This window comes from Paracoccus ravus (assembly GCF_004522175.1).
GTDB lineage: Bacteria > Pseudomonadota > Alphaproteobacteria > Rhodobacterales > Rhodobacteraceae > Paracoccus > Paracoccus ravus.
In genome coordinates this window covers 38,316-59,124 of record NZ_SDEB01000021.1, presented here as the reverse complement: position 1 = coordinate 59,124, position 20,809 = coordinate 38,316, and the positions used below count along the sequence as shown (strand labels likewise).

Below are 20,809 nucleotides of genomic sequence, written 5' to 3'. Positions count from 1 at the left end.
AAAAAGGGCCGGCTTTCCCCGGCCCCTTTTATCATGTCGTCAGGCGGCTTTGTGGGCCGCGCCCTCGGGGCCATAGAAGCTTTCGCCCTTGGCCACCATGTCGCTCAGAAGCTTCGGCACGGCGAAGCGCGGCCCGAATTTTGCGGCAAGATCACCCGAGATCGCTGCCGCGCGCTCTGCACCCATGATGTCGAGCCAACTGAACGGGCCGCCCGACCAAGGCGCAAAGCCCCAGCCAAGGATCGCGCCGACATCGCCTTCGCGGATGTCTTCGAGGACGCCTTCCTCCAATGCGCGGACGGCTTCGAGCGATTGAATGAACATCAGGCGGTGCTGGATCTCGGTCAGGTCCGGCTGGGTCTCGGCCTCGGGCCATGCATCAGCGATGCCCGACCACAGGCCCTGACGCTTGCCCGCCTCGTCATAGTCATAGAAACCCGCTTTGGCCTTGCGCCCCAGACGACCCGCATCGGCGAGCTTGAAGATGACCTCATCGATTGCGCCATCGGGATAGGCATCGCCCATCGCCGCGCGGGTCGCCTTGGCGATCTTCACGCCGAGATCAATCGAGGTTTCGTCGACCAATTGCAGCGGGCCCAGTGGCATCCCCATCATCTTGGCGGCATTCTCGATCAGCACCGGGCTGACGCCCTCGGCTACCATGCGAATGCCCTCGTTGATATAGGGGATGATGCAGCGGTTGGCGTAGAAGAAGCGCGCGTCATTGACGACGATGGGGGTCTTCCTGATCTGGCGGACGAAATCCAGCGCCTTGGCAACGGCGCGGGGACCGGTCTCCTTGCCCTTGATGATCTCGACCAGAAGCATCTTATCCACGGGCGAGAAGAAATGGATGCCGATGAACTGCTCGGGGCGGGCACTGGCTTTCGCGAGGCCCGAGATCGGCAGGGTCGAGGTATTGGTGGCAAAGATCGCATCCCCGGGGATGACGGCCTCGGCGCGTTTGGTGACATCGGCCTTGACGGTGGGGTCCTCGAAAACCGCCTCGACGATCAGATCGCAGCCTTGCAGCGCGGCGTAATCGGTTGTCGCCGTGATGCGGGCGAGAACTTCCGCCTTTTTCTCCTCGGTCGATTTCCGGCGCGAGATCGCCTTGTCGAGCAAGCCCGTCGAATAGGCTTTGCCGCGTTCGGCAGCGTCCTGCGCATTGTCGATCAGCACGACCTCGATCCCGGCCATGGCCGAGACATAGGCAATGCCCGCGCCCATCATGCCCGCGCCGAGGATGCCGAGTTTTTTCACCGTCTGGTCGGGGGCCTCGGGGCGGTTCGCGCCTTTCTCCAGCGCCTCCTTGTTGATGAAAAGGCTGCGGATCATCGCCGAGGAACTGGGGTTCATCAAGAGATTGGTGAACCAGCGCGCCTCGATCTTCAGCGCGGTGTCGAAGGGCACGAGCGCGCCCTCATAGACCGCCGAAAGCAGGGCTTTCGCCGCCGGATAGACGCCCATGGTCTTGCCATGCACCATGGCCGAGGCCCCGACAAAGGTCATGAAACCGGCCGGGTGATAGGGTTCGCCGCCGGGCATTTTGTAGCCCTTGGCATCCCACGGCTTGACCAGATCGGCATCCGTGGCTTTCAGCACCCATTCGCGGGCGGCAGCGACCGGATCGGCCACGACCTCGTCGATCAGCCCCGCCGCCTTGGCCTTCGTCGGGTCGGAAAGCTTTCCTTCCAGCAGGAACGGTGCCGCCATCATCGCGCCGAGTTTGCGCGTCAGCCGCGTCGTACCACCGCCGCCGGGGAAAATGCCGACCATGATTTCCGGCAGGCCGATCTTGGCCTTCGGATTGTCGGCGGCAAAGATGCGATGCGTGGCCAGCGGAAGTTCCAGCCCGATCCCCAAAGCGGTGCCGGGCAGGGCGGTGGCGATGGGCTTGCCGCCCTTTTTCGTCTTGGCATCCATGCCGGCAAGCTCGATCTTGCGCAGCAGATGATGCAGCCCCATCACGCCGTCGAACACACCCTGCGCGCCGCCCGCCTTCATGCCGGCAATGACGTTCAGATCCATTCCCCCGGCGAAATCCTTCTTGCCCGAGGTCAGGACCACGCCCTTCACGCTGGCATCCGCCAGCGCCTCGTCGATCAGGGCGCTGAGTTCCGCAGCCCCCTCCATGGTCAGCACGTTCATCGACTTGGCCTCGGCGTCCCAAGTGATGAGGGCGACGCCATCGGCGTCCTTTTTCATGGTGAAATCGGTCATTCTGTCTCTCCCTTCGGCGCGAGGTCGCGAGGCTCGGTCCATTCGCTGCCGTCATGGTAGGTGAAGCGGGGCTTGCCGCCCGTCAGCAGTAATTTCAGGTCCACATCGGAATAGGTGCAGACCTCGTCAGGGTCTTTGGAGCCGATGACGAGGAAGCTTGCCTGCGCATCGGTGCGGTTGACGAAGCGATGCCCATTCGCCTCGCCCGCTTTCCAAGCGGCGCAATCGCCCGGACCCATGGGCGTCTCGCCCGCATCCTCGATCAGGATCAGCGCCCCGGAAAGGACGATGGCGAATTCATCCTCGCGCAGGTGCCAATGGCGCAGCGAGGCGACCGCGCCGGGCTCGAGCATGACGAGGTTGACCCCGAATTGGGTCAGCCCCGCCATTTCGCCCAAGCGCAGGGACGAGCGCCCGGCCATCTGGCTGGCATAGGGCTCGGGATAGATTGACCCACGTTTGACCGGGGCCGTCGCGAGGTCGAGTTTTGGCATCACACCCTCTCGATGATCGTGGCCGCACCCATGCCCGAGGCGATGCACAAGGTGGCAAGGCCGATGGTTTTGTCCTGACGCTCCAGCTCGTCCAAGAGCGTGCCGATGATGATTGCTCCCGTCGCGCCCAAGGGGTGGCCCATCGCAATCGAGCCGCCATTGACGTTGACGACGCTGGGATCGACCTGAAACGCCTGCTGAAAGCGCAGTACGACCGAGGCGAAGGCTTCGTTGACCTCGAAAAGGTCAATGTCGCTGATCGCCATGCCGCTGTCGTGCAGGATCTTCTCGGTCACCGGAACCGGGCCGGTCAGCATGATCGTCGGGTCGGTGCCGATCTTGGCGGTGGCGCGGATGCGGGCGCGCGGCTTCAGGCCATGGGCCTTGCCGAATTCCGCATTGCCGATCAGCACGGCGGCGGCCCCGTCCACGATGCCCGACGAGTTCCCGGCATGGTGGATATGCTCGATATGGTCGAGATGCGGGTATTTCAGCATCGCCACCTTGTCGAAGCCGGGCATCATCTCGCCCATCTCCTTGAAGCTGGCCTTGAGCTTGGCAAGGTCCTCGATGCTGGTGCCGGGGCGCATATATTCATCGCGGTCCAGAATGGTCAGGCCATTCTGATCCAGCACCGGAACAATGGATTTCGCGAAGCGGTTCTCGGCCCATGCGGCAGCCGCGCGGCGCTGGGATTCGACGGCCAGCGCATCGGCATCCTCGCGGCTAAAGCCATATTCGGTCGCGATGATATCGGCCGAGATGCCCTGCGGCACGAAATAGGTGCCAAAGGTCAGACCGGGATCCACGGCAATCGCCGCGCCATCGCTGCCCATGGCGACGCGGCCCATCATCTCGACCCCGCCTGCGATATAGGCCTGACCCGCGCCGCCCTTCACCTGGTTCGCGGCAAGGTTCACCGCCTCCATGCCAGAGGCGCAGAAGCGGTTGATTGCCAGACCGGGGATCGACTGATCGAGGTTCGAGGCCAGCACCGCCGAACGGGCAAGGCAGCCGCCCTGTTCCTTGACCTGCGTGACATTGCCCCAGATCACGTCCTCGACGGCATGGCCCTCAAGACCGTTGCGCTCCTTGACGGCATTCAGCAGGCGGGCTGACAAAGCGACCGAGGTGACCTCGTGCAGGCTGCCATCGGGGCGGCCCTTGCCGCGCGGGGTGCGTGCGGCGTCATAGATATAGGCTTCGGTCATGCGTCCTCCTTCGATGCCCGCTCAGCAGGGTTTCCGGGCATCAGATCATAGGGGTGTTTCCAGCCGGGCAGCGCCGCGATGCGCGTGAGCCAGCCGTCGATATGGGGCCATTCGGCGCGGTCGAAGCCGAAGGGTTCGTCATAGAAAAGGTAGCCGCAGCACGAGAAGTCGGCGATGGTCGGGTTTTCCCCCGCCAGCCAATCGCGCCCCGCCAGATGAGCGTCGAGGGTTTTCAGCGCCGCGCGCACGCGCCCTTGCAGGAAGCCGATCACCTCGGCCGGGCGCTTTTCGGGGGGCAGGAAATTCATCAGGAAGCGCAAAGTTCCGAATTGCCCCGAGCCTTTGTGATTGTCCCAAAAGAGCCAGCGCAAAATTTCATTGCGGTCGCCATCGAGGAACTGCCCGGTTTTTTCCGCCAGATGCAGCAGGATGACGCCGGACTGGGTGAGGTGGGTGTCGCCCTCGATAAAGACCGGGGCTTCGGCCATGCCGTTCAGCGCGCGATAGTCCGGACTGCGGGTCGCACCTCCGAAGAAATCGACAAATACCGGCGACCAGTCATAGCCGGTCAACTGCATCATCAGTGCGACCTTGTAGGAATGTCCCGATTCACCGAAGCAATGTAACTCTGCCGCCATCTTCTCCTCCTGTGATTTTCGCTGGCCGCCTGGGCGATCAGTCATATTAGTTGTTTCTTAACCGCAGGCTGCTACCCCTGTGCTTGCGGTAGGGTCTGCCACCGACCGTACTCGTCGAGGTTGCGCCCCGGAGGTCCCGGCATCGTCTGTCCCCCAGGGATGCGGGTCGACCGGGGCGCATATTCACGCGCTTCAGAACATCTCTTCGGACAGGGCCATGACCGGTTCCGCGCCGCTGCGGATGCGGGCCAGATGCGCCGAGGTCATGGGCAGTTGCCGTGCCATATAGTAACGCCCGGTGGCGATCTTCGCCTCGTGGAACTCGCGGTCGGGTGCATTGGCGAGCAGCGATTTCCGCGATGCCGCCGCCATGCGGACCCACATGAGCCCCAGCGCGGTATGACCGAAAAGATGCATGAAGTCATAGGAGCCTGCCAGCGCCGCATTCGGGTTCTTCATGCCCTGTTCGAGGAACAGCATGACCGCCGCCTGCAGGTCCTTCGAGGCCGCCTTGAGCGGGTCGAGGAAGCTCGACTTCAGCTCTTCATCGCTTTCATGTTCCTTGATCGTCTGCTTGACGAGGTCGAAGAAGCCCATCATCGGCTTGCCGCCCTCGGCGGCGAGCTTGCGCCCGACGAGGTCCAGCGCCTGCACGCCGTTCGCGCCCTCATAGATCATGGTGATCCGGGCATCGCGCACGAATTGCGACATGCCCTGTTCCTCGATATAGCCGTGGCCGCCAAAGACCTGCTGCGCCAGCACCGTGGTCTCGAAGCCCTTGTCGGTCAGGAAGCCCTTGACCACCGGCGTCAGGAGCGAGACCAGCCCTTCGGCCTCGGCGTCGTCGAGCCGGTGGCTGCGATCGACGAGATAGGCGCACCAGGTCGCCAGGGCCCGCGCGCCTTCGACGAAGCTTTTCTGCTCCATCAGGCTGCGGCGGATATCGGGATGGACGATAAGCGGATCGGCGGGGCCGGTCGGGTTTGCCTGGCCCGTGATGGCGCGGCCCTGCAGGCGCGAGCGGGCATAGGCGACGGCATTCTGATAGGCGGCATCGGCCACGGCATAGCCCTGCAACCCGACGCCGATCCGGGCCTCGTTCATCATGGTGAACATGGCGCGCATGCCCTTGTGCAGGTCGCCGAGCAGCCAGCCTTTCGCGCCGTCATAATTCATCACGCAAGTCGAATTGCCGTGAATCCCCATCTTTTCTTCCAGATTGCCGACGCTGACCGCATTGCGCGCGCCAAGGCTGCCATCCTCGTTGACGAGGAATTTCGGCACGATGAAAAGCGAGATCCCCTTGGTCCCCTCGCCGCCGCCGGGGGCCTTGGCGAGGACCAGATGGATGACATTCTCGGCCATGTCGTGATCGCCCGCCGAGATGAAGATCTTCTGCCCGGTGATCTCGTAGCTGCCATCATCCTGCGGCACGGCCTTGGTGCGCAGCATGCCCAAATCGGTGCCGGAATGCGGCTCGGTCAGGTTCATGGTTCCGGTCCATTCGCAGGACACAAGCTTGGGCAGATAGGTGTCCTTCTGCGCATCCGAGCCATGGGCATGGATCGCCGAATAGGCGCCATGGGTCAGGCCCTGATACATGTTGAAGGCCATGTTCGCGGCGACGAAATACTCCCCCGCGGCCAGCCCCATGACATAGGGCATGTCCTGACCGCCATAGGCGCTGTCGCAATCGAGCGCGGTCCAGCCGCCCTCGCGCATCTGATCGAAGGCGTCCTTGAAGCCCTCCGGGGTGCGCACGATGCCATTTTCCAGATGGCAGCCCTGACGGTCGCCCACGGCATTCAGCGGCGCCAGTACCTCGGAAGCCAGCTTGCCTGCGGCATCCAGCACGGCTTCGGTGAATTCCGGCTCGAGATCGGCATAGCCCGGCACGTCCTGGCGCGAGATCTCGAGCACGTCATGCAGCACGAATTGGGTATCGCGCAGGGGGGCGGCATAAATGGGCATTTTTCCTCCGGGAATTCAGGCCGTCTGGCGGGAAGCTGATTTCAGGCTGTCGAGCCAGGTCTCGCCCTCGGCGATCTGCTGGCGCAATTCGGTGATGGCGGTGGCAAGATCCGCCTGCTGGCGCTCCATATCGGCGAGGCGCTCGCGGGCGGTCGCGATGGTGGCCTGGGTCTGGGTCAGGTTGCGTTCGGCCGGGTCGTAAAGTTCGAGCAATTGCCGGATCTGTTCCAGCGAGAAGCCAAAGCGCTTGCCGCGCAGGATCAGCGTCAGGCGGGCGCGGTCCACGCGGTCATACAGCCGGTGCTGGCCGCGTCTTTCGGGAAAGATCAATTCGCGCGATTCGTAGAAACGAAGGGTCCGAGGCGTAACCTGGAACGCGTTGCACATCTCGCGGATGGTCATCAACTGATCGCTCATGGCCTCCCTCCAAAGCATTCAATTCGATGCTTTCGACTATAGGGCAGGTTGACGTGCGCGTAAGCTGCGACGTGGCGTCAGCCGTGTGCGGTGCGAAAACGAGAACGCCCGGCGCGATGGCCGGGCGAAAGAACGCATTGGAAATCAGGCGCTTCAGGATTGCCGTTGCTTCAGGATTGCTGGGCAATGGGCTTTCCGCGACCCATTTCATCGAGAATGCTCGCCGTTTCGTCCCGCAGGTCGCGCAGATCGGTGATTGCGGCCTCGATCTCGTCGCGCTGCTGGGTCAGGACGTCAAGCTGCCGATTGGCGAGGTCGATCCAGACCTTGTACTGTTCCTCGGTACCCTTCTCTTCATAGATCATCAGCCATTGCCGAATGTCCTCGAGCGAAAAGCCGAACCGGCGGCCGCGCAGGATCAGCTTCATCCGGGCAAGCTCGCGCGGGCCGTAAAAGCGGGAGCGGCCTTCCTTTTTCGGGCTGAGCAGTTCGATATATTCGTAGTAACGCAGCGTGCGCGGGGTCACGTCGAAGCGCGCGCACATTTCCTTGAAGCTGATATAGTCGCTGTCTGTCATCATGGACCTGTGGGGATTGCCGCGAGCCTAGCCCAGCGTGGGTGCAAACTCAACTCTGCGCAACCCCGGACCCTTGTGACATAGTGACCCGGAAGCTAATCGTGGCAAGACCGCCAGCAGCAGGGGAAGACATGACCGAGGAAAGCGCCAGCGCGCAGCAGCAGCGCATTGCCCGCCAGTTCATCGAGGCCATTCCTCATGCCTGTGCGCTTGGCATGTCGCTGGAGGAATTGACGCCCGGTGGCGCGGTGATCTCGCTGCCGTGGAATCCCGATCTGGTGGGCGATCCGCGCAGCGGAGTCATCCATGGCGGGGTGATCTCGGCCCTGATGGATACCTGCTGCGGCGCGGCCGTCATGTCCCATCCCGAGGGGCCACGCATTACCGCCACCATCGACCTGCGGATCGATTACATGCGCAGTGCCACGCCCCGGCAGGGCATCAGGGCGCGGGCCGAATGCTATCACGTCACCCGCTCGGTCGCATTCGTGCGCGCCGTCGCGATGGACGAGGACGAAACCCGCCCGGTGGCCTCGGCCACGGGGGCCTTTACCTTCGAGCGCTGACATGGCCGACCGCAACGAACCTCTGGCCGCGATCAAGTCGCGTCGCAACAACACGCTGAGCGCGCTGGTCTCGGGCGTACCCTATATCCGCTGGCTGGGGATCGAGTTCGACCGGCGTGGCGACGAGTTGACCGCCACGTTGCCCTTTGACCAGAAGCTGATCGGCAATCCGATGCTGCCTGCGATCCATGGCGGGGTGACGGCGGCTTTCCTCGAGGTCACGGCCATCGTCGAACTGACCTGGACCGCGATCTGGGAAGACATGGAAGAGGGCCGCATCGCCCCCGATGCCGCCATGCCCGAGACCATGCCGCGCCTGCCCAAGACCATTGATTTCACCGTGGATTACCTGCGCTCGGGCCTGCCGCGCGACGCCTATGCGCGGGCCCGCGTGGTGCGCTCGGGGCGGCGCTATGCGAGCGTCCATGTCGAGGCCTGGCAGGACCAGCGCAACAAGCTTTTCGCGCAGGCGACCGGGCATTTCCTGATGCCGCAGCATGGTTGACGCGACCGCTGGGCAGGGGCTGACGCATCGCCGCGTCCTGGCCATCGCGCTGCCCATCGTATTGTCGAATGCGACGGTTCCGCTGTTGGGTCTGGTCGATACCGGCGTGGTCGGCCAGCTGGGCGCGGCGGCACCCATCGGCGCGGTCGGGATCGGGTCGATCATCTTGACCTCGATCTACTGGATCTTTGGCTTTCTGCGCATGGGAACCTCGGGCATGGTCGCCCAATCCCATGGCGCGGGCGACAAAGCCGAAACCGGCGCGCATCTCCTGCGCGCGCTGGCCATCGGGATCTTGGCGGGGCTGGGCTTCATCCTGCTGCAAGGCGCGGTCTTTGCTTTGGCTTTCCGGCTTGCCCCGGCCTCGGCTGAGGTCGAGGCGCTCGCCCGCGATTATCTGGCGATCCGGATCTGGGGGGCACCGGCGACGATCGCGCTCTACGCCATCACCGGCTGGCTGATCGCGCTGGAGCGGACGGGCCATGTCCTTGTCTTGCAGGTGCTGATGAACGGGCTGAACGCGGGGCTGGACGTGCTGTTCGTCATCCATCTTGGTTGGGGCATCGAGGGCGTCGCGCAGGCGACCCTGATCGCCGAATGGTCGGGGCTGGCGCTGGGTCTGTTCTTTGCCCGCCGGGCGATCTTTGAGGGCTGGCGCGTGGCCGGATTGTTCGCCGCCGACCGAATGCGCCGGCTCTTGCGGGTCAATGGCGACATCATGCTGCGCTCGGTGCTGCTGCAGGCCAGTTTCACCAGTTTCATGTTCCTTGGCGCGGGCCTTGGCGATGTGACGCTGGCGGCCAATCAGGTGCTGCTGCAATTCCTCTCGATCACGGCCTATGCGCTGGACGGTTTCGCCTTTGCGGCCGAATCTCTGGTCGGGCAGGCGGTTGGCGCGCGTCGCCCGGACCGGCTGCGGCGCGCGGCCCGGCTGACTTCGCAATGGGGGGCGGCCGGTGCCCTCGCCCTGGGATTGTTCTTCGCCATGGGCGGTCCTGCGATCATCGACCTTCTGACCACGGCCCCCGAGGTGCGGGCCGCGGCGCGCGATTACCTGCCATGGCTGGTCGTCGCGCCGGTTCTGGGGATCGGCGCGTGGATGCTGGACGGCATCTTCATCGGGGCGACACGGACAAGCGAGATGCGCCGCGCGATGATTCTGTCGGTCGGGCTCTACCTGCCGCTCCTGATCCTGCTGCCCCGCCTTTTGGGCAATCACGGGCTATGGGCCGCGCTGATGGTGCTGAGCCTGCTGCGCGGCGTGACCCTGTGGCGACATTATCCGCAGGTCGAGGCCGCGGCGCGCTGAGTCGGGTCTGCGCGCTGGGTCGAGCTCGGGTTTTTAAGGGGTCAGATTTCGTTCAGGATCTGCTCGCGGGCGGTCACGCGCAGCGCGGCCATCTGGGTGCGGATGGTCGCCTCATCGACCAGGCCGCCCAGATCGGCCAAGAGCTTGCGGAACACGTCCTCGTCGCCCGGCTCGTCGAAATCCGACGTGACCACGGTCAGGGCATAGCTGCGAGCCTCGTCCCCGGACTTGCCCATGAGCTTGGCGGCCCATTCTCCGAGCAGCCGATTGCGCCGCGCCTCGGCCTTGAAATTCAACTCGGCATCTCGGGCAAAGCGGGCCTCATAGGCGCGTTCGCGGTCGTCGAAAGTGGTCACGGGCATTCCTCCGGTTTCGTGTTTCGCCAAAACACCCTTTCACGGTATGCCCTTGGCCCGGAGGATCGCAAGCCTCGTATTGCCCCTGACCCCGTTTCTGGCCTATAGCGCCAGAAGAATATCACTTACCTTGCGGACGGGAGACGCGCAGCATGGCACCAAGGCGCAAGAAAATCTACGAAGGCAAGGCGAAGATCCTTTACGAAGGCACCGAGCCCGGCACGCTGATCCAATACTTCAAGGATGATGCCACCGCCTTCAACGCCCAGAAGAAAGCCACGATCGAGGGCAAGGGCGTGCTGAACAACCGCCTGTCCGAGTTCTTCATGACCGGGCTGACCAATATCGGCGTGCCGAACCACTTCATCCGCCGCATCAACATGCGCGAGCAGCTGATCCGTCAGGTCGAGATCATTCCGCTGGAAGTGATCGTGCGCAACTTCGCCGCCGGTTCGATCGCCAAGCGTCTGGGCATGGAAGAGGGCACTGCCCTGCCGCGCCCGATCGTCGAATACAGCTTCAAGAATGACGAGCTGGGCGATCCCTTCGTTTCGGAAGAATATGTCATCGCCTTTGGCTGGGCCTCGCAGCAGGATCTGGACGATATCGTCAGCCTCGCCTTGCGGGTGAACGACTTCCTGTCGGGCGTGTTCTTCGGCGCGGGCATCAAGCTGATCGACTTCAAGATCGAGATCGGCCGCATCTGGGATGGCGATTTCATGCGCCTTGTCGTGGCCGATGAGATCAGTCCCGACAGCTGCCGCCTGTGGGACGTCAAGACCGGCCAGAAGCTGGACAAGGACGTGTTCCGCCGCGATCTGGGCAGCCTGACCGATGCCTATACCGAGGTCGCGCGCCGGCTGGGTCTTTTGCCCGCCAACACGACCAGTCTCTCGAAGCCTACCCTGATCAACTGAAAGGCCCTGCCATGAAAGCCCGTGTCACCATCATGCTGAAAGATGGCGTTCTGGACCCGCAGGGTGAGGCGATCCGCCACGCGCTTGGCGGTCTTGGCTTTTCGGGCGTCGATGGCGTCCGTCAGGGCAAGGTGATCGAACTGGATCTGGCCTCGGTCGATGCCGAAGCCGCCAAGGCCGAAGTCGCCCGGATGTGCGAAGGCCTTCTGGCCAATACGGTGATCGAGAAATACGCCATCGAGATCGTCTGATCCGCCGGATTGCGAACAGGGACCGGGGGCTCTGCCCCCGGACCCCCGGGATATTTGAACAAGAAAGAAGGCGCTTGCGCTGCGGGGAGGCGGCCTCGTGATCGAGAAGCTCTCCATGTTCATGGTTTTGGCGCGCGAAGGCCATTTCGGTCGCGCCGCCGAGGCGCTGGGAATCACCCAGCCCACCCTGTCATCCGCCATCAAATCGCTGGAAGATCAGCTGGGTGTCCAATTGGTGCGGCGCGGTTCGCGCTACCAGGGGCTGACGCCCGAGGGTGAACGCGTGCTGATCTGGTCGCGGCGCATCGTCGGCGATGCCCGCAATATGCAGGCCGAGATGCAGGCCAGCCGCAAGGGCGTGACCGGGCTTTTGCGGCTTGGCGTGATCCCGACCGCCATGCCGCGTATTGCCGAATTGACGGGGCAGTTTCTGCGCCGCCATCCGAATGCCCGCGTGTCGATCCTGTCGCGCTCCTCGGACGAGATCCGCGAGCAGATCGAGGCGCTGGAACTGGATGCGGGCGTCACCTATCTGGACAGCGAACCACTGGGCCGAGTGCAAAGCGTGGCGCTTTATCGCGAGACCTATTGTCTGATCGCGCGCGGTGATGTGGAAGGGCCGGTCGGCTGGGCCGAGGCCGCGCAACTGCCCTTGTGCCTTCTGACCCCCGATATGCAGAACCGCCGGATCGTCACCCGCCACCTGATGGCCGCCGGGGCCGAGGCCCTGCCTCGGGTCGAGTCGACCTCGATGCTGGCGATCCTGGCCCATGTCGCGACCGGCGACTGGGCGGCGATCCTGCCGCGCGCGCTGGCCCGTGGCTTGCCCCTGCCAGAGGGGGTGCGGGCGCGCGATCTGAGTGGCGAGGGGCATATGGTCGGGCTGGTGACTGCCCCGCGCGAGCCGCATCCGCCGCTTGTCGATGCCCTGCTGCGCTCGGCTGGTTTGATAGAAAAATTCGATCAATAGACGGGATGTCGCCATTGTTGGGGCTATCGCCGGGGCCTAATCTGCTTGTAACAGAGCAGAGCCCGGATCGACCCAGTCATGACAACCGCAGCGATTTCCGCTGATTTTTCAGAACGCCTCGCCGCGATCATCGACATCCACAAGGATCGCGAAGGACCGCTGTTGCCGATCCTGCACGATCTTCAGGCGGAATGGGGATACATTCCTGAAGAGGCGCAGCCCCAGATTGCCGCAGCGCTTGGGCTGACCCGTGCCGAAGTGCATGGGGTGGTGAGCTTTTATCATGATTTCCGCGACCATCCCTCGGGGCGGCATGTGCTGCGGCTGTGCCGGGCCGAGGCCTGCCAGTCGATGGGGGCGGATGCGCTGGCCGATCAGGTTCGCGCGGCTTTTGGGATTGATTTTCATGAGACGACGCCGGATGGGCGGCTGACGCTTGAGGCGGTCTTTTGCCTTGGGCTTTGCGCATGTGGGCCTTCGGCGCAGATTGGTGAAAAAGTGATCGGTCGGGCAAGCCTGCCGAAACTGCAAAAGCTGGTGGCGGAGGCGGGCGCATGAGGGTCTGGGTTCCGCTTGATGCCGCAGCAAAGGCGCTTGGCGCAGATGATGTGGCCAAGGCTTTGGCGCAGGATTTCGAGGTCACGCGCAATGGCACGCGCGGGATGGTCTGGTTGGAACCTTTGGTCGAGGTCGAGCGCGATGGCATCCGCTATGGCTATGGTCCGATCGAAGTTGATGATGTGCTGGGACTGATCGAGGCGCTGCGCGACGGGACGGATCATCCGCTGGCCTTGGGGCCAGTCGATGAACTGCCTTGGATGAAGGCGCAGAAGCGTCTGACCTTCGCCCGCGTCGGTGTGATCGACCCGCTTTCGGTCGCGGAATATGAGGCAAATGGCGGCTTTGCCGGTTTGCGTCGGGCGATTGCCCTGGGGCCGGACGCCATTGTCGAAGAGGTCACGCGCTCGGGGCTGCGTGGGCGTGGTGGCGCGGGCTTCCCGACCGGCATCAAATGGAAGACGGTGGCGGGCGCTAAGGCCGATCAGAAATATATCGTCTGCAATGCCGATGAAGGCGATAGCGGCAGTTTCGCCGACCGGATGCTCATGGAGGGCGATCCCCTGACCCTGATCGAGGGCATGGCGATTGCCGGGATCGCGGTGGGGGCGACGCGCGGTTACTGTTATATCCGCAGCGAATACCCGGATTCGATCCGCCTGATGGAGGAGGGCATCAAGCTTGCCCGGCAGACGGGGATGCTGGGAGCCTCGGTTCTGGGCTCGGGCCACGCCTTCGACATGGAGGTCCGCGTCGGTGCGGGGGCCTATGTCTGCGGCGAGGAAACCAGCCTTCTGAACAGCCTCGAAGGCAAGCGCGGCACGGTGAGGGCGAAACCGCCGATCCCGGCACTGGAGGGGTTTCTTGGCAAGCCCACGGTCGTCAACAACCTGATCTCGCTGGGCACGATCCCTTGGATTCTGGCGCATGGCGGGGCGGAATATGCCAAGCTGGGCATTGGCCGCTCGACCGGGACGATCCCGATCCAGATCGCGGGCAATGTTAAACATGGCGGGCTGTTCGAGGCGGCATTTGGCCTGACCCTTGGCCAGATCATCAATGAGATCGGGGGCGGCACGGCCTCGGGTCGTCCGGTCAAGGCGGCGCAGGTCGGCGGGCCATTGGGGGCGTACATTCCTGCCCAGGATTTCGACGTGCCCTTTGGCTATGAAGAACTCGCGGGCCGCAACGGGCTGCTGGGCCATGCCGGGATTACCGTCTTTGACGACAGCGCCGATATGCTGAAACTCGCGCGGTTCGCGATGGAATTCTGCGCGGTGGAAAGCTGCGGGAAATGCACGCCCTGCCGGATCGGCTCGGTTCGGGGCGTGGAAACGATCGACCGCATCGCCTCGGGAGACGCGGACGCGATCCCGGTGCTGGAAGACCTGTGCAACACAATGAAATGGGGATCGCTTTGCGCGCTGGGGGGCTTTGCGCCTTTCCCGGTCCTATCCGCTTTGACCCATTTCCCTGATGAATTCAGCGGGCGGGGAGCCCCGCGCAAGGAGGCCGCAGAATGAAGGATTTCATTATCCCCGACCGCGATTATGGCACGCCTGCGGCGAAATCCGATGTGACGGTTAATCTTCTGGTCGATGGCATTGCGGTATCCGTTCCTTCAGGAACCAGCGTGATGCGGGCGGCGGCAATTGCCGGGATCACGGTCCCGAAACTTTGCGCGACCGATCATGTCAGCGCCTTTGGGTCCTGCCGTCTGTGTGTCGTGCAAATCGAGGGGATGCGCGGCACGCCTGCTTCCTGCACCACGCCGGTGTCCGAGGGCATGGTCGTTCATACCCAGACCGAGGACATCGCGCGTATCCGCAAGGGCGTGATGGAGCTTTACATCAGCGACCACCCGCTCGATTGCCTGACCTGCGCGGCGAATGGCGATTGCGAATTGCAGGATATGGCCGGGGCCGTGGGCCTGCGCGAAGTCCGCTATGAGCCGGGCGCGAACCATTTCGCCCGCCGCGATGCCGAAGGCCCGAACCCGGAATACCGGCCGAAGGATCAGTCGAACCCTTATTTCACCTTCGATCCGGCGAAATGCATCGTTTGCTCGCGCTGCGTCCGCGCCTGCGAGGAAGTGCAGGGGACCTTTGCCCTGACCATCGAAGGGCGGGGCTTTGACAGCCGCGTCTCGGCGGGGATGTTCTCGGACAGTTTCCTGTCCTCGGATTGCGTTTCGTGCGGGGCATGCGTGCAGGTTTGTCCGACCGCCACGCTGATCGAGAATAAGGTGATCGAGATCGGCACGCCCGAGCATATCGTCAAAACGACCTGCGCTTATTGTGGCGTCGGCTGTTCCTTCGACGCCCATATGCGCGGCGAAGAAGTCGTGCGCATGGTGCCCTCGAAGGACGGCAAGGCGAACCGTGGCCATAGCTGCATCAAGGGTCGCTTCGCTTGGGGCTATGCCACCCATCAGGACCGCCAGTTGAACCCGATGATCCGCGAGAAGATCTCGGACCCGTGGCAGGTGGTGACTTGGGATGAGGCGTTGGATTTCGCCGCGACCCGGATGCGCAAGGCGCAGGCCGATTACGGGGTCGATGCGGTCGGCGTCATTACCTCGTCGCGCTGCACCAATGAGGAAACCTATCTCGTCCAGAAGCTCGCCCGTGCGGTGCTGGGCACGAACAATACCGATACTTGCGCGCGGGTCTGTCACTCGCCCACCGGTTACGGCTTGCGCACGACCTTTGGCACTTCGGCGGGGACGCATGATTTTGACTCGGTCGAGGAAACCGATCTGGCGCTGGTCATCGGGGCGAACCCGACCGATGGGCATCCGGTCTTTGCCTCGCGTCTTCGCAAGCGCCTGCGGCAGGGGGCAGGGCTGATCGTTGTCGATCCGCGCGAGATCGATTTGCTGAAAACCCCGCATATGGGGCAGGGGCTGCATCTGCCCTTGCGGCCCGGCACCAATGTCGCGGTGCTGACCTCGATGGCGCAGGTGATCGTCGCCGAGAAGCTTTACGACGAGGACTTCATCCGCGCCCGTTGCGACTGGGATGAGTTCCTTGCCTATGCCGAGTTCCTGCTGGACCCTCGCCATTCCCCCGAGGAAGTGGAGAAGCTCAGCAAGGTTCCCGCCGACCTGATCCGGCAGGCCGCCCGCGCCTATGCGCGCGCCCCGCGTGCCAGCATCTATTACGGTCTTGGCGTGACCGAGCATTCGCAAGGTTCGACCACCGTCATGGCGATTGCAAACCTTGCGATGATGACTGGCAATATCGGCGTGCCGGGGACGGGGGTGAACCCGCTGCGCGGTCAGAACAACGTGCAGGGCTCTTGCGACATGGGCAGCTTCCCGCATGAATATCCGGGCTATCGCCATGTCTCGGATGCTGCGACGCGGGCGATCTATGAAAAGGCTTGGGGCGTGCCGCTGTCGCCGGAACCCGGCCTGCGCATTCCCAACATGTTCGATGAGGCTTTGGCCGGTCGCTTCCGCGGCCTTTACTGCCAAGGCGAGGATATCGTGCAATCCGACCCGGATACGCGTCATGTGACCTCGGCGCTGTCCGCGATGGATATCGTCATCGTGCAGGACCTGTTCCTGAACGAAACCTCGAATTACGCGCATGTCTTTCTGCCCGGCTCGTCCTTCCTTGAAAAGGATGGCACGTTTACGAATGCCGAGCGTCGCATCAATATGGTCCGCCGTGCCATGACACCCAAGAACGGCTATGAAGATTGGCAGGTCACCCAGATGCTGGCGAACCGCATGGGCGCGAACTGGGATTATTCGCACCCGTCTCAAATCATGGAAGAGATCGCCCTGACCACGCCAAGCTTCGCTGGTGTCAATTATGATCTGCTGGATCGCGAAGGCTCGGTGCAATGGCCCTGCAATGAGAAAGCGCCGCTTGGCACGCCCTTGATGCATGTCGATGGCTTCGTGCGCGGCAAGGGGCATTTCATCCATACCGAATATGTCGCGACCGAGGAACGCAGCGGACCGCGCTTCCCGCTTTTGCTGACCACTGGGCGGATCTTGTCGCAATACAATGTCGGCGCGCAGACGAGGCGCACCGACAACCTCGTCTGGCACCCCGAGGATATTCTAGAAATTCACCCCTCCGACGCCGAGAACCGGGGCGTCCGGGATGGCGACTGGGTGCGCGTGGCCTCGCGTTCGGGAGACACCACGCTGCGCGCGCTGCTCACGGAACGCGTCGCGCCGGGGGTCGTCTATACCACCTTCCATCATCCGACGACTCAGGCCAATGTGGTCACCACGGACAATTCCGACTGGGCCACCAACTGCCCCGAATTCAAGGTGACGGCCGTGCAGGTCAGCCCCTCGAACGGCCCGTCGGAATGGCAAGAGGAGTATCGCAGCCATTCGGACCAGTCCCGCCGCATCCTGCCCGCCGCCGCCGAGTGAGGCGGCGATGAAGGACCAACCCTCCGCCCCCCTGCGCTGGGACGGCGGCTGGCATCATGCCGGGCCGCCGTCCAGCCCTGAGGAAATGCCCGTGGCCATCGTCATCGACGGCATGTCTCAGGCCGTGCTGATGGCGACGCCGCGGGACCTGCGCGATTTCGCGCTGGGCTTTGCGCTGACCGAGGGGCTGATCGCCGCGCCCGCCGATGTTCAGGATTTCGAGGAAGCCGAGGTCGAGGCCGGAGGCTTTCCCGCCCGCGAGGCGCGGCTCTGGCTGCGGCCGGGCCTTGCCGCAGGCCTGGCCGAGCGGCGGCGCAGCATGGTCGGCCCGGTCGGCTGCGGGCTTTGCGGCGTGGACAGCATCTCCGCCGCGCTGCCGCAGGTCGTGCCGGTCGCCTCGGACTGGACCATGTCGCCCGACGAAGTTCTGGCTGCGATGCGTGCGCTGGGGCAAGGGCAGGTGCTGCGGCGCGAGACCCCGGCCATTCATGGTGCGGGTTTCTGGAATGGCGCGGCCCTCGTGCGTGAGGATGTCGGGCGGCATAATGCGCTCGACAAGCTCGCGGGCGCTTTGGCCAGGGCGGAGATCGACGCAAGGCAGGGGGCGATCGTCATGTCCTCGCGACTCTCTGTCGATCTTGTCCAGAAAGCCGCACGGCTTGGCGCACCCGTGCTGATTGGCGCGAGCGCTCCGACGAATCTCGCCCTCAATTGGGCCGAGCGGGCCGGTCTCACCCTGATCGCCCGTGCGCGGGGCGAGAGTTTCGATCTTTACACCCATCCCCGGCGCATAGCCGGAAGCGAAGGTCCCGATGTCGCATGACAGCAAGCTGATCCGCATGGCCACGCAGATGGCCGATTTCTTCCGCAGCCAGCCGGGCTCCCCCGCCGAGGCCGTCGCGGGGCATATCAATGCCTTCTGGTCGCCTCGGATGCGCCACGATTTCGTCGGCCAGATCGCGAGTGGCGCCGAGGCCGACCCCATCGTCAAGGCGGCAGTGCCCTTCATCCGCGTGGCCGAAAGCGCCTGATTTTGCCCCTGCCACCCGGTCCGGGGCCGTGATAGCTTGGCCGCATGGCACAGCTTCCCTCCCGACAACAGATTCTCGACTGGGTGCACGCGCATCCGGACGCCACCGCGAAACGCGACATTGCCAAGGCCTTCGGCATCAAGGGTGCCGAGCGTATTGAGTTGAAGCGTATGCTCAAGGAGCTTGAGGCCGAGGGGCTGCTCGAACGCCGCCGCCGCCATTACCACGATGCCGAGCGCCTGCCTCCGGTCACCGTGATCCAGCTTCTGGCGCCCGACAAGGATGGCGACATCTTCGCGAAGCCCATGGAATGGCAGGGCGACGGCCCGATGCCGCGCATCCTCTATAATCCGCTGAAAGCCGACCCGGCCACCGCGCCCGGCGAGCGCATCCTCGCCCGCCTGATCGAGGTGAATGGCGAGGATCACCAATATCAGGCCCGCCTAATCCGCCGCATCGGCACGGTGCAGCACAAAATCGTCGGCATCTTCCGCCGCGCCTCGGCTGGTCCCGAGGCCAGCGGACGCATCCTGCCCATCGACAAGGGTTCGGACAAGGAATGGCAGGTCCCGCCGCATGAGATCCACGGCGCGCAGAACGGCGAGCTGGTCGAGGCCGAGCAGATCGGCCCGCGCGGTCGTATCGGCCTGCCCGTCGCCCGCGTGCTGGAACGTCTGGGCGATCCGTCGGCCCCGCGCGCCGTCAGCCTGATCGCGATCCATCAGCATGGCATTCCCGACGATTTCCCCGACGAGGTCATGGCCGAGGCCGATGCCGCCCAGCCCGCCACGATGAAGGGCCGCGAGGACCTGCGCCACCTGCCCTTGGTGACCATCGACCCCTCGGATGCGCGCGACCATGACGATGCCGTTGCCGCCGAGATCCGCGAGGATGGCGGGGCCGACATCTGGGTCGCCATCGCCGATGTCGCGGCCTATGTCCGCCCGAACTCGGCGCTGGACCGCGAGGCCCGCAAGCGCGGCAATTCGAGCTATTTCCCCGACCGTGTCGTGCCGATGCTGCCCGATATCCTGTCGGGGGATCTCTGCTCGCTGCATGAGGGCGTCGACCGCCCGGTGATCGCGGTGCGGATGCGGCTCGACGCCGCGGGCAACAAGACCAGCCACAGCTTTCACCGCGGCATGATGCATTCGCAGGCGAGCCTCAGCTACGAGCAGGCCCAGGCCGGGGCCGATGGCAACCCGGATGAACAGACCGCGCCGCTGATGGATTCGGTCATCAAGCCGCTTTGGCACGCTTACGGGTTGCTCAAATCCGCGCGCGAGCGTCGCCAGCCGCTCGAACTGGACCTGCCCGAGCGCAAGATCATCCTGACCCCGGACGGGCGGGTGAAATCGGTCAATTTCCGCGAGCGCTTCGATGCGCATAAGCTGATCGAGGAATTCATGGTTCTGGCCAATGTCGCCGCCGCCGAAGAACTGGAACGCCTGCGCCGCCCGCTGCTCTACCGCGTCCACGAAGAGCCCACGGTCGAAAAGCTGGACGCCCTGCGCGAGGTCGCCGAGGCCTCGGGCTTCACGTTGGCCAAGGGTCAGGTGCTGCAGACCCGGCACCTGAACCGGCTGCTGGAACAGGCCGAGGGCTCGGATTTCGACGAGCTGATCAACATGACGGCCCTGCGCTCGATGCAGCAGGCCTATTACCACCCCGAGAATTACGGCCATTTCGGGCTGGCGCTGCGGTCCTATGCGCATTTCACCTCGCCGATCCGACGCTATTCCGACCTGATCGTGCATCGTGCGCTGATCCTCGGCCATAAATGGGGCAGTGACGGGCTTTCGGATTGGGACATCGAGAACCTCTCCGAGACCGCCAAGCGGATCTCGGACACCGAGCGCCGCTCGATGGCGGCAGAGCGCGACACGACTGACCGCTATCTCGCGGCCTATCTGGCGGATCGCGTGGGCGCCGAGTTCACCGGCCGGGTCAGCGGCGTTCAGAAATTCGGTGCCTTCATCCGGCTCGACGAGACCGGAGCCGACGGGCTGATCCCGATCCGCGAGATCGGGCGGGAATATTTCCATTTCGATCCGGATTCGCAGATACTGCTTGGCTCGGAAAGCGGCTTGGAAATCGGCATCGGCCAGCGCGTGACCGTGCGGCTGTCCGAGGCCGTGCCTTTGACCGGGGGTCTGATGCTGGAGCTTCTCGAAGTCGAGGGGCGTGCGATGCCGCAAGGCGGGCGCAGCCGCGGCAAGGGGCCGATCCGCAAGCGCGCAACTCAATCGCGTCTGGCCGAGGTCAAGCGCGCTCAGAAACGCAAACGTAGCCGGAAATGAAGGACGGGGGCTTTGCCCCCGCGCGTACCGCGCTCCCCCAGGATATTTACGCAAGAAAGAAAAGCGGGGCGCCAGGCTTCTTTCTTGCACAAATATCCTGCGGGGGTCCGGGGGT

The 20,809-nt window shown here is 64.0% G+C and carries 20 protein-coding genes; 12 read left to right on the top strand and 8 right to left on the bottom strand.

Annotated elements, in window-relative coordinates; all coding sequences use genetic code 11:
* Window positions 1-39 precede the first annotated feature (39 nt).
* The 7 genes from ESZ60_RS15600 to ESZ60_RS15570 all read right to left on the bottom strand — a co-directional run bounded on the left by ESZ60_RS15600 (window position 40) and on the right by ESZ60_RS15570 (window position 7,532).
* The gene (locus ESZ60_RS15600) at window positions 40-2,223 is read right to left on the bottom strand and encodes a 3-hydroxyacyl-CoA dehydrogenase NAD-binding domain-containing protein (RefSeq protein WP_134681659.1); all 2,184 of its coding nucleotides are present in this window, start codon (window positions 2,221-2,223) and stop codon (window positions 40-42) included.
* Window positions 2,220-2,717, bottom strand: a complete 498-nt coding sequence (locus ESZ60_RS15595; RefSeq protein WP_134681658.1) for a cupin domain-containing protein — start codon at window positions 2,715-2,717, stop codon at window positions 2,220-2,222. The genes ESZ60_RS15600 and ESZ60_RS15595 overlap by 4 nt, the downstream gene beginning before the upstream one ends.
* Window positions 2,717-3,928: an acetyl-CoA C-acetyltransferase gene (locus ESZ60_RS15590; RefSeq protein WP_134681657.1), complete on the bottom strand. Its 1,212-nt coding sequence runs from the start codon at window positions 3,926-3,928 to the stop codon at window positions 2,717-2,719. The genes ESZ60_RS15595 and ESZ60_RS15590 overlap by 1 nt, the downstream gene beginning before the upstream one ends.
* The gene (locus ESZ60_RS15585) at window positions 3,925-4,566 is read right to left on the bottom strand and encodes a glutathione S-transferase family protein (protein ID WP_134681656.1); all 642 of its coding nucleotides are present in this window, start codon (window positions 4,564-4,566) and stop codon (window positions 3,925-3,927) included. The genes ESZ60_RS15590 and ESZ60_RS15585 overlap by 4 nt, the downstream gene beginning before the upstream one ends.
* 192 nt (window positions 4,567-4,758) lie before the next feature.
* A complete protein-coding gene (locus ESZ60_RS15580) occupies window positions 4,759-6,537 on the bottom strand; it encodes an acyl-CoA dehydrogenase C-terminal domain-containing protein (protein WP_134681655.1) in 1,779 nt (592 codons plus the stop codon).
* Window positions 6,538-6,552: 15 nt separating this feature from the next.
* Window positions 6,553-6,954, bottom strand: coding sequence for a MerR family transcriptional regulator (locus ESZ60_RS15575; protein ID WP_209021321.1), 402 nt, complete (start codon window positions 6,952-6,954; stop codon window positions 6,553-6,555).
* A 170-nt stretch (window positions 6,955-7,124) separates the two neighbouring features.
* Entirely contained in the window at window positions 7,125-7,532 is a 408-nt protein-coding gene (locus ESZ60_RS15570; RefSeq protein WP_134681675.1) for a MerR family transcriptional regulator, read from the bottom strand.
* A gap of 131 nt (window positions 7,533-7,663) precedes the next feature.
* Here ESZ60_RS15570 and ESZ60_RS15565 point away from each other — a divergent pair, with 131 nt between their 5' ends.
* Genes ESZ60_RS15565 through ESZ60_RS15555 form a run of 3 tightly spaced genes read left to right on the top strand, consistent with a single transcriptional unit; the run spans window position 7,664 to window position 9,912 of the window.
* Window positions 7,664-8,098, top strand: a complete 435-nt coding sequence (locus ESZ60_RS15565; protein ID WP_134681654.1) for a PaaI family thioesterase — start codon at window positions 7,664-7,666, stop codon at window positions 8,096-8,098.
* A gap of 1 nt (window position 8,099) precedes the next feature.
* Window positions 8,100-8,603 (top strand): PaaI family thioesterase, encoded by a 504-nt coding sequence (locus ESZ60_RS15560; RefSeq protein ID WP_134681653.1) that lies wholly within the window; start codon window positions 8,100-8,102, stop codon window positions 8,601-8,603.
* Entirely contained in the window at window positions 8,596-9,912 is a 1,317-nt protein-coding gene (locus tag ESZ60_RS15555) for an MATE family efflux transporter (protein WP_134681652.1), read from the top strand. The genes ESZ60_RS15560 and ESZ60_RS15555 overlap by 8 nt, the downstream gene beginning before the upstream one ends.
* Window positions 9,913-9,953: 41 nt before the next feature.
* Here ESZ60_RS15555 and ESZ60_RS15550 read toward each other — a convergent pair whose 3' ends face one another.
* Window positions 9,954-10,268: a DUF1476 domain-containing protein gene (locus ESZ60_RS15550; RefSeq protein ID WP_134681651.1), complete on the bottom strand. Its 315-nt coding sequence runs from the start codon at window positions 10,266-10,268 to the stop codon at window positions 9,954-9,956.
* A 152-nt stretch (window positions 10,269-10,420) separates the two neighbouring features.
* Here ESZ60_RS15550 and purC point away from each other — a divergent pair, with 152 nt between their 5' ends.
* From purC to rnr, 9 genes are all read left to right on the top strand, one after another.
* Window positions 10,421-11,185, top strand: coding sequence for a phosphoribosylaminoimidazolesuccinocarboxamide synthase (gene purC, locus ESZ60_RS15545; RefSeq protein WP_134681650.1), 765 nt, complete (start codon window positions 10,421-10,423; stop codon window positions 11,183-11,185).
* An 11-nt stretch (window positions 11,186-11,196) separates the two neighbouring features.
* Window positions 11,197-11,436 (top strand): phosphoribosylformylglycinamidine synthase subunit PurS, encoded by a 240-nt coding sequence (purS, locus tag ESZ60_RS15540; protein ID WP_134681649.1) that lies wholly within the window; start codon window positions 11,197-11,199, stop codon window positions 11,434-11,436.
* 97 nt (window positions 11,437-11,533) lie between these two features.
* Complete coding sequence (locus ESZ60_RS15535; protein WP_134681648.1) at window positions 11,534-12,406, top strand: LysR family transcriptional regulator; 873 nt, start codon at window positions 11,534-11,536, stop codon at window positions 12,404-12,406.
* 78 nt (window positions 12,407-12,484) lie between these two features.
* Complete coding sequence (locus ESZ60_RS15530; protein WP_134681647.1) at window positions 12,485-12,964, top strand: formate dehydrogenase subunit gamma; 480 nt, start codon at window positions 12,485-12,487, stop codon at window positions 12,962-12,964.
* Window positions 12,961-14,487, top strand: a complete 1,527-nt coding sequence (locus ESZ60_RS15525; RefSeq protein ID WP_134681646.1) for a formate dehydrogenase beta subunit — start codon at window positions 12,961-12,963, stop codon at window positions 14,485-14,487. Before ESZ60_RS15530 ends, ESZ60_RS15525 begins: the two co-directional genes overlap by 4 nt.
* Window positions 14,484-17,363, top strand: coding sequence for a formate dehydrogenase subunit alpha (fdhF, locus tag ESZ60_RS15520; RefSeq protein WP_134681645.1), 2,880 nt, complete (start codon window positions 14,484-14,486; stop codon window positions 17,361-17,363). The genes ESZ60_RS15525 and fdhF overlap by 4 nt, the downstream gene beginning before the upstream one ends.
* Before the next feature lie 7 nt (window positions 17,364-17,370).
* Window positions 17,371-18,186 carry a formate dehydrogenase accessory sulfurtransferase FdhD gene (gene fdhD / locus ESZ60_RS15515; RefSeq protein ID WP_134681644.1) on the top strand — a complete coding sequence of 272 codons (816 nt, stop codon included), beginning with the start codon at window positions 17,371-17,373 and terminating at the stop codon, window positions 18,184-18,186.
* Window positions 18,176-18,394 (top strand): formate dehydrogenase subunit delta, encoded by a 219-nt coding sequence (locus ESZ60_RS15510; RefSeq protein ID WP_134681643.1) that lies wholly within the window; start codon window positions 18,176-18,178, stop codon window positions 18,392-18,394. Before fdhD ends, ESZ60_RS15510 begins: the two co-directional genes overlap by 11 nt.
* Before the next feature lie 44 nt (window positions 18,395-18,438).
* Window positions 18,439-20,694, top strand: coding sequence for a ribonuclease R (rnr, locus tag ESZ60_RS15505; protein WP_134681642.1), 2,256 nt, complete (start codon window positions 18,439-18,441; stop codon window positions 20,692-20,694).
* Window positions 20,695-20,809: the final 115 nt, after the last annotated feature.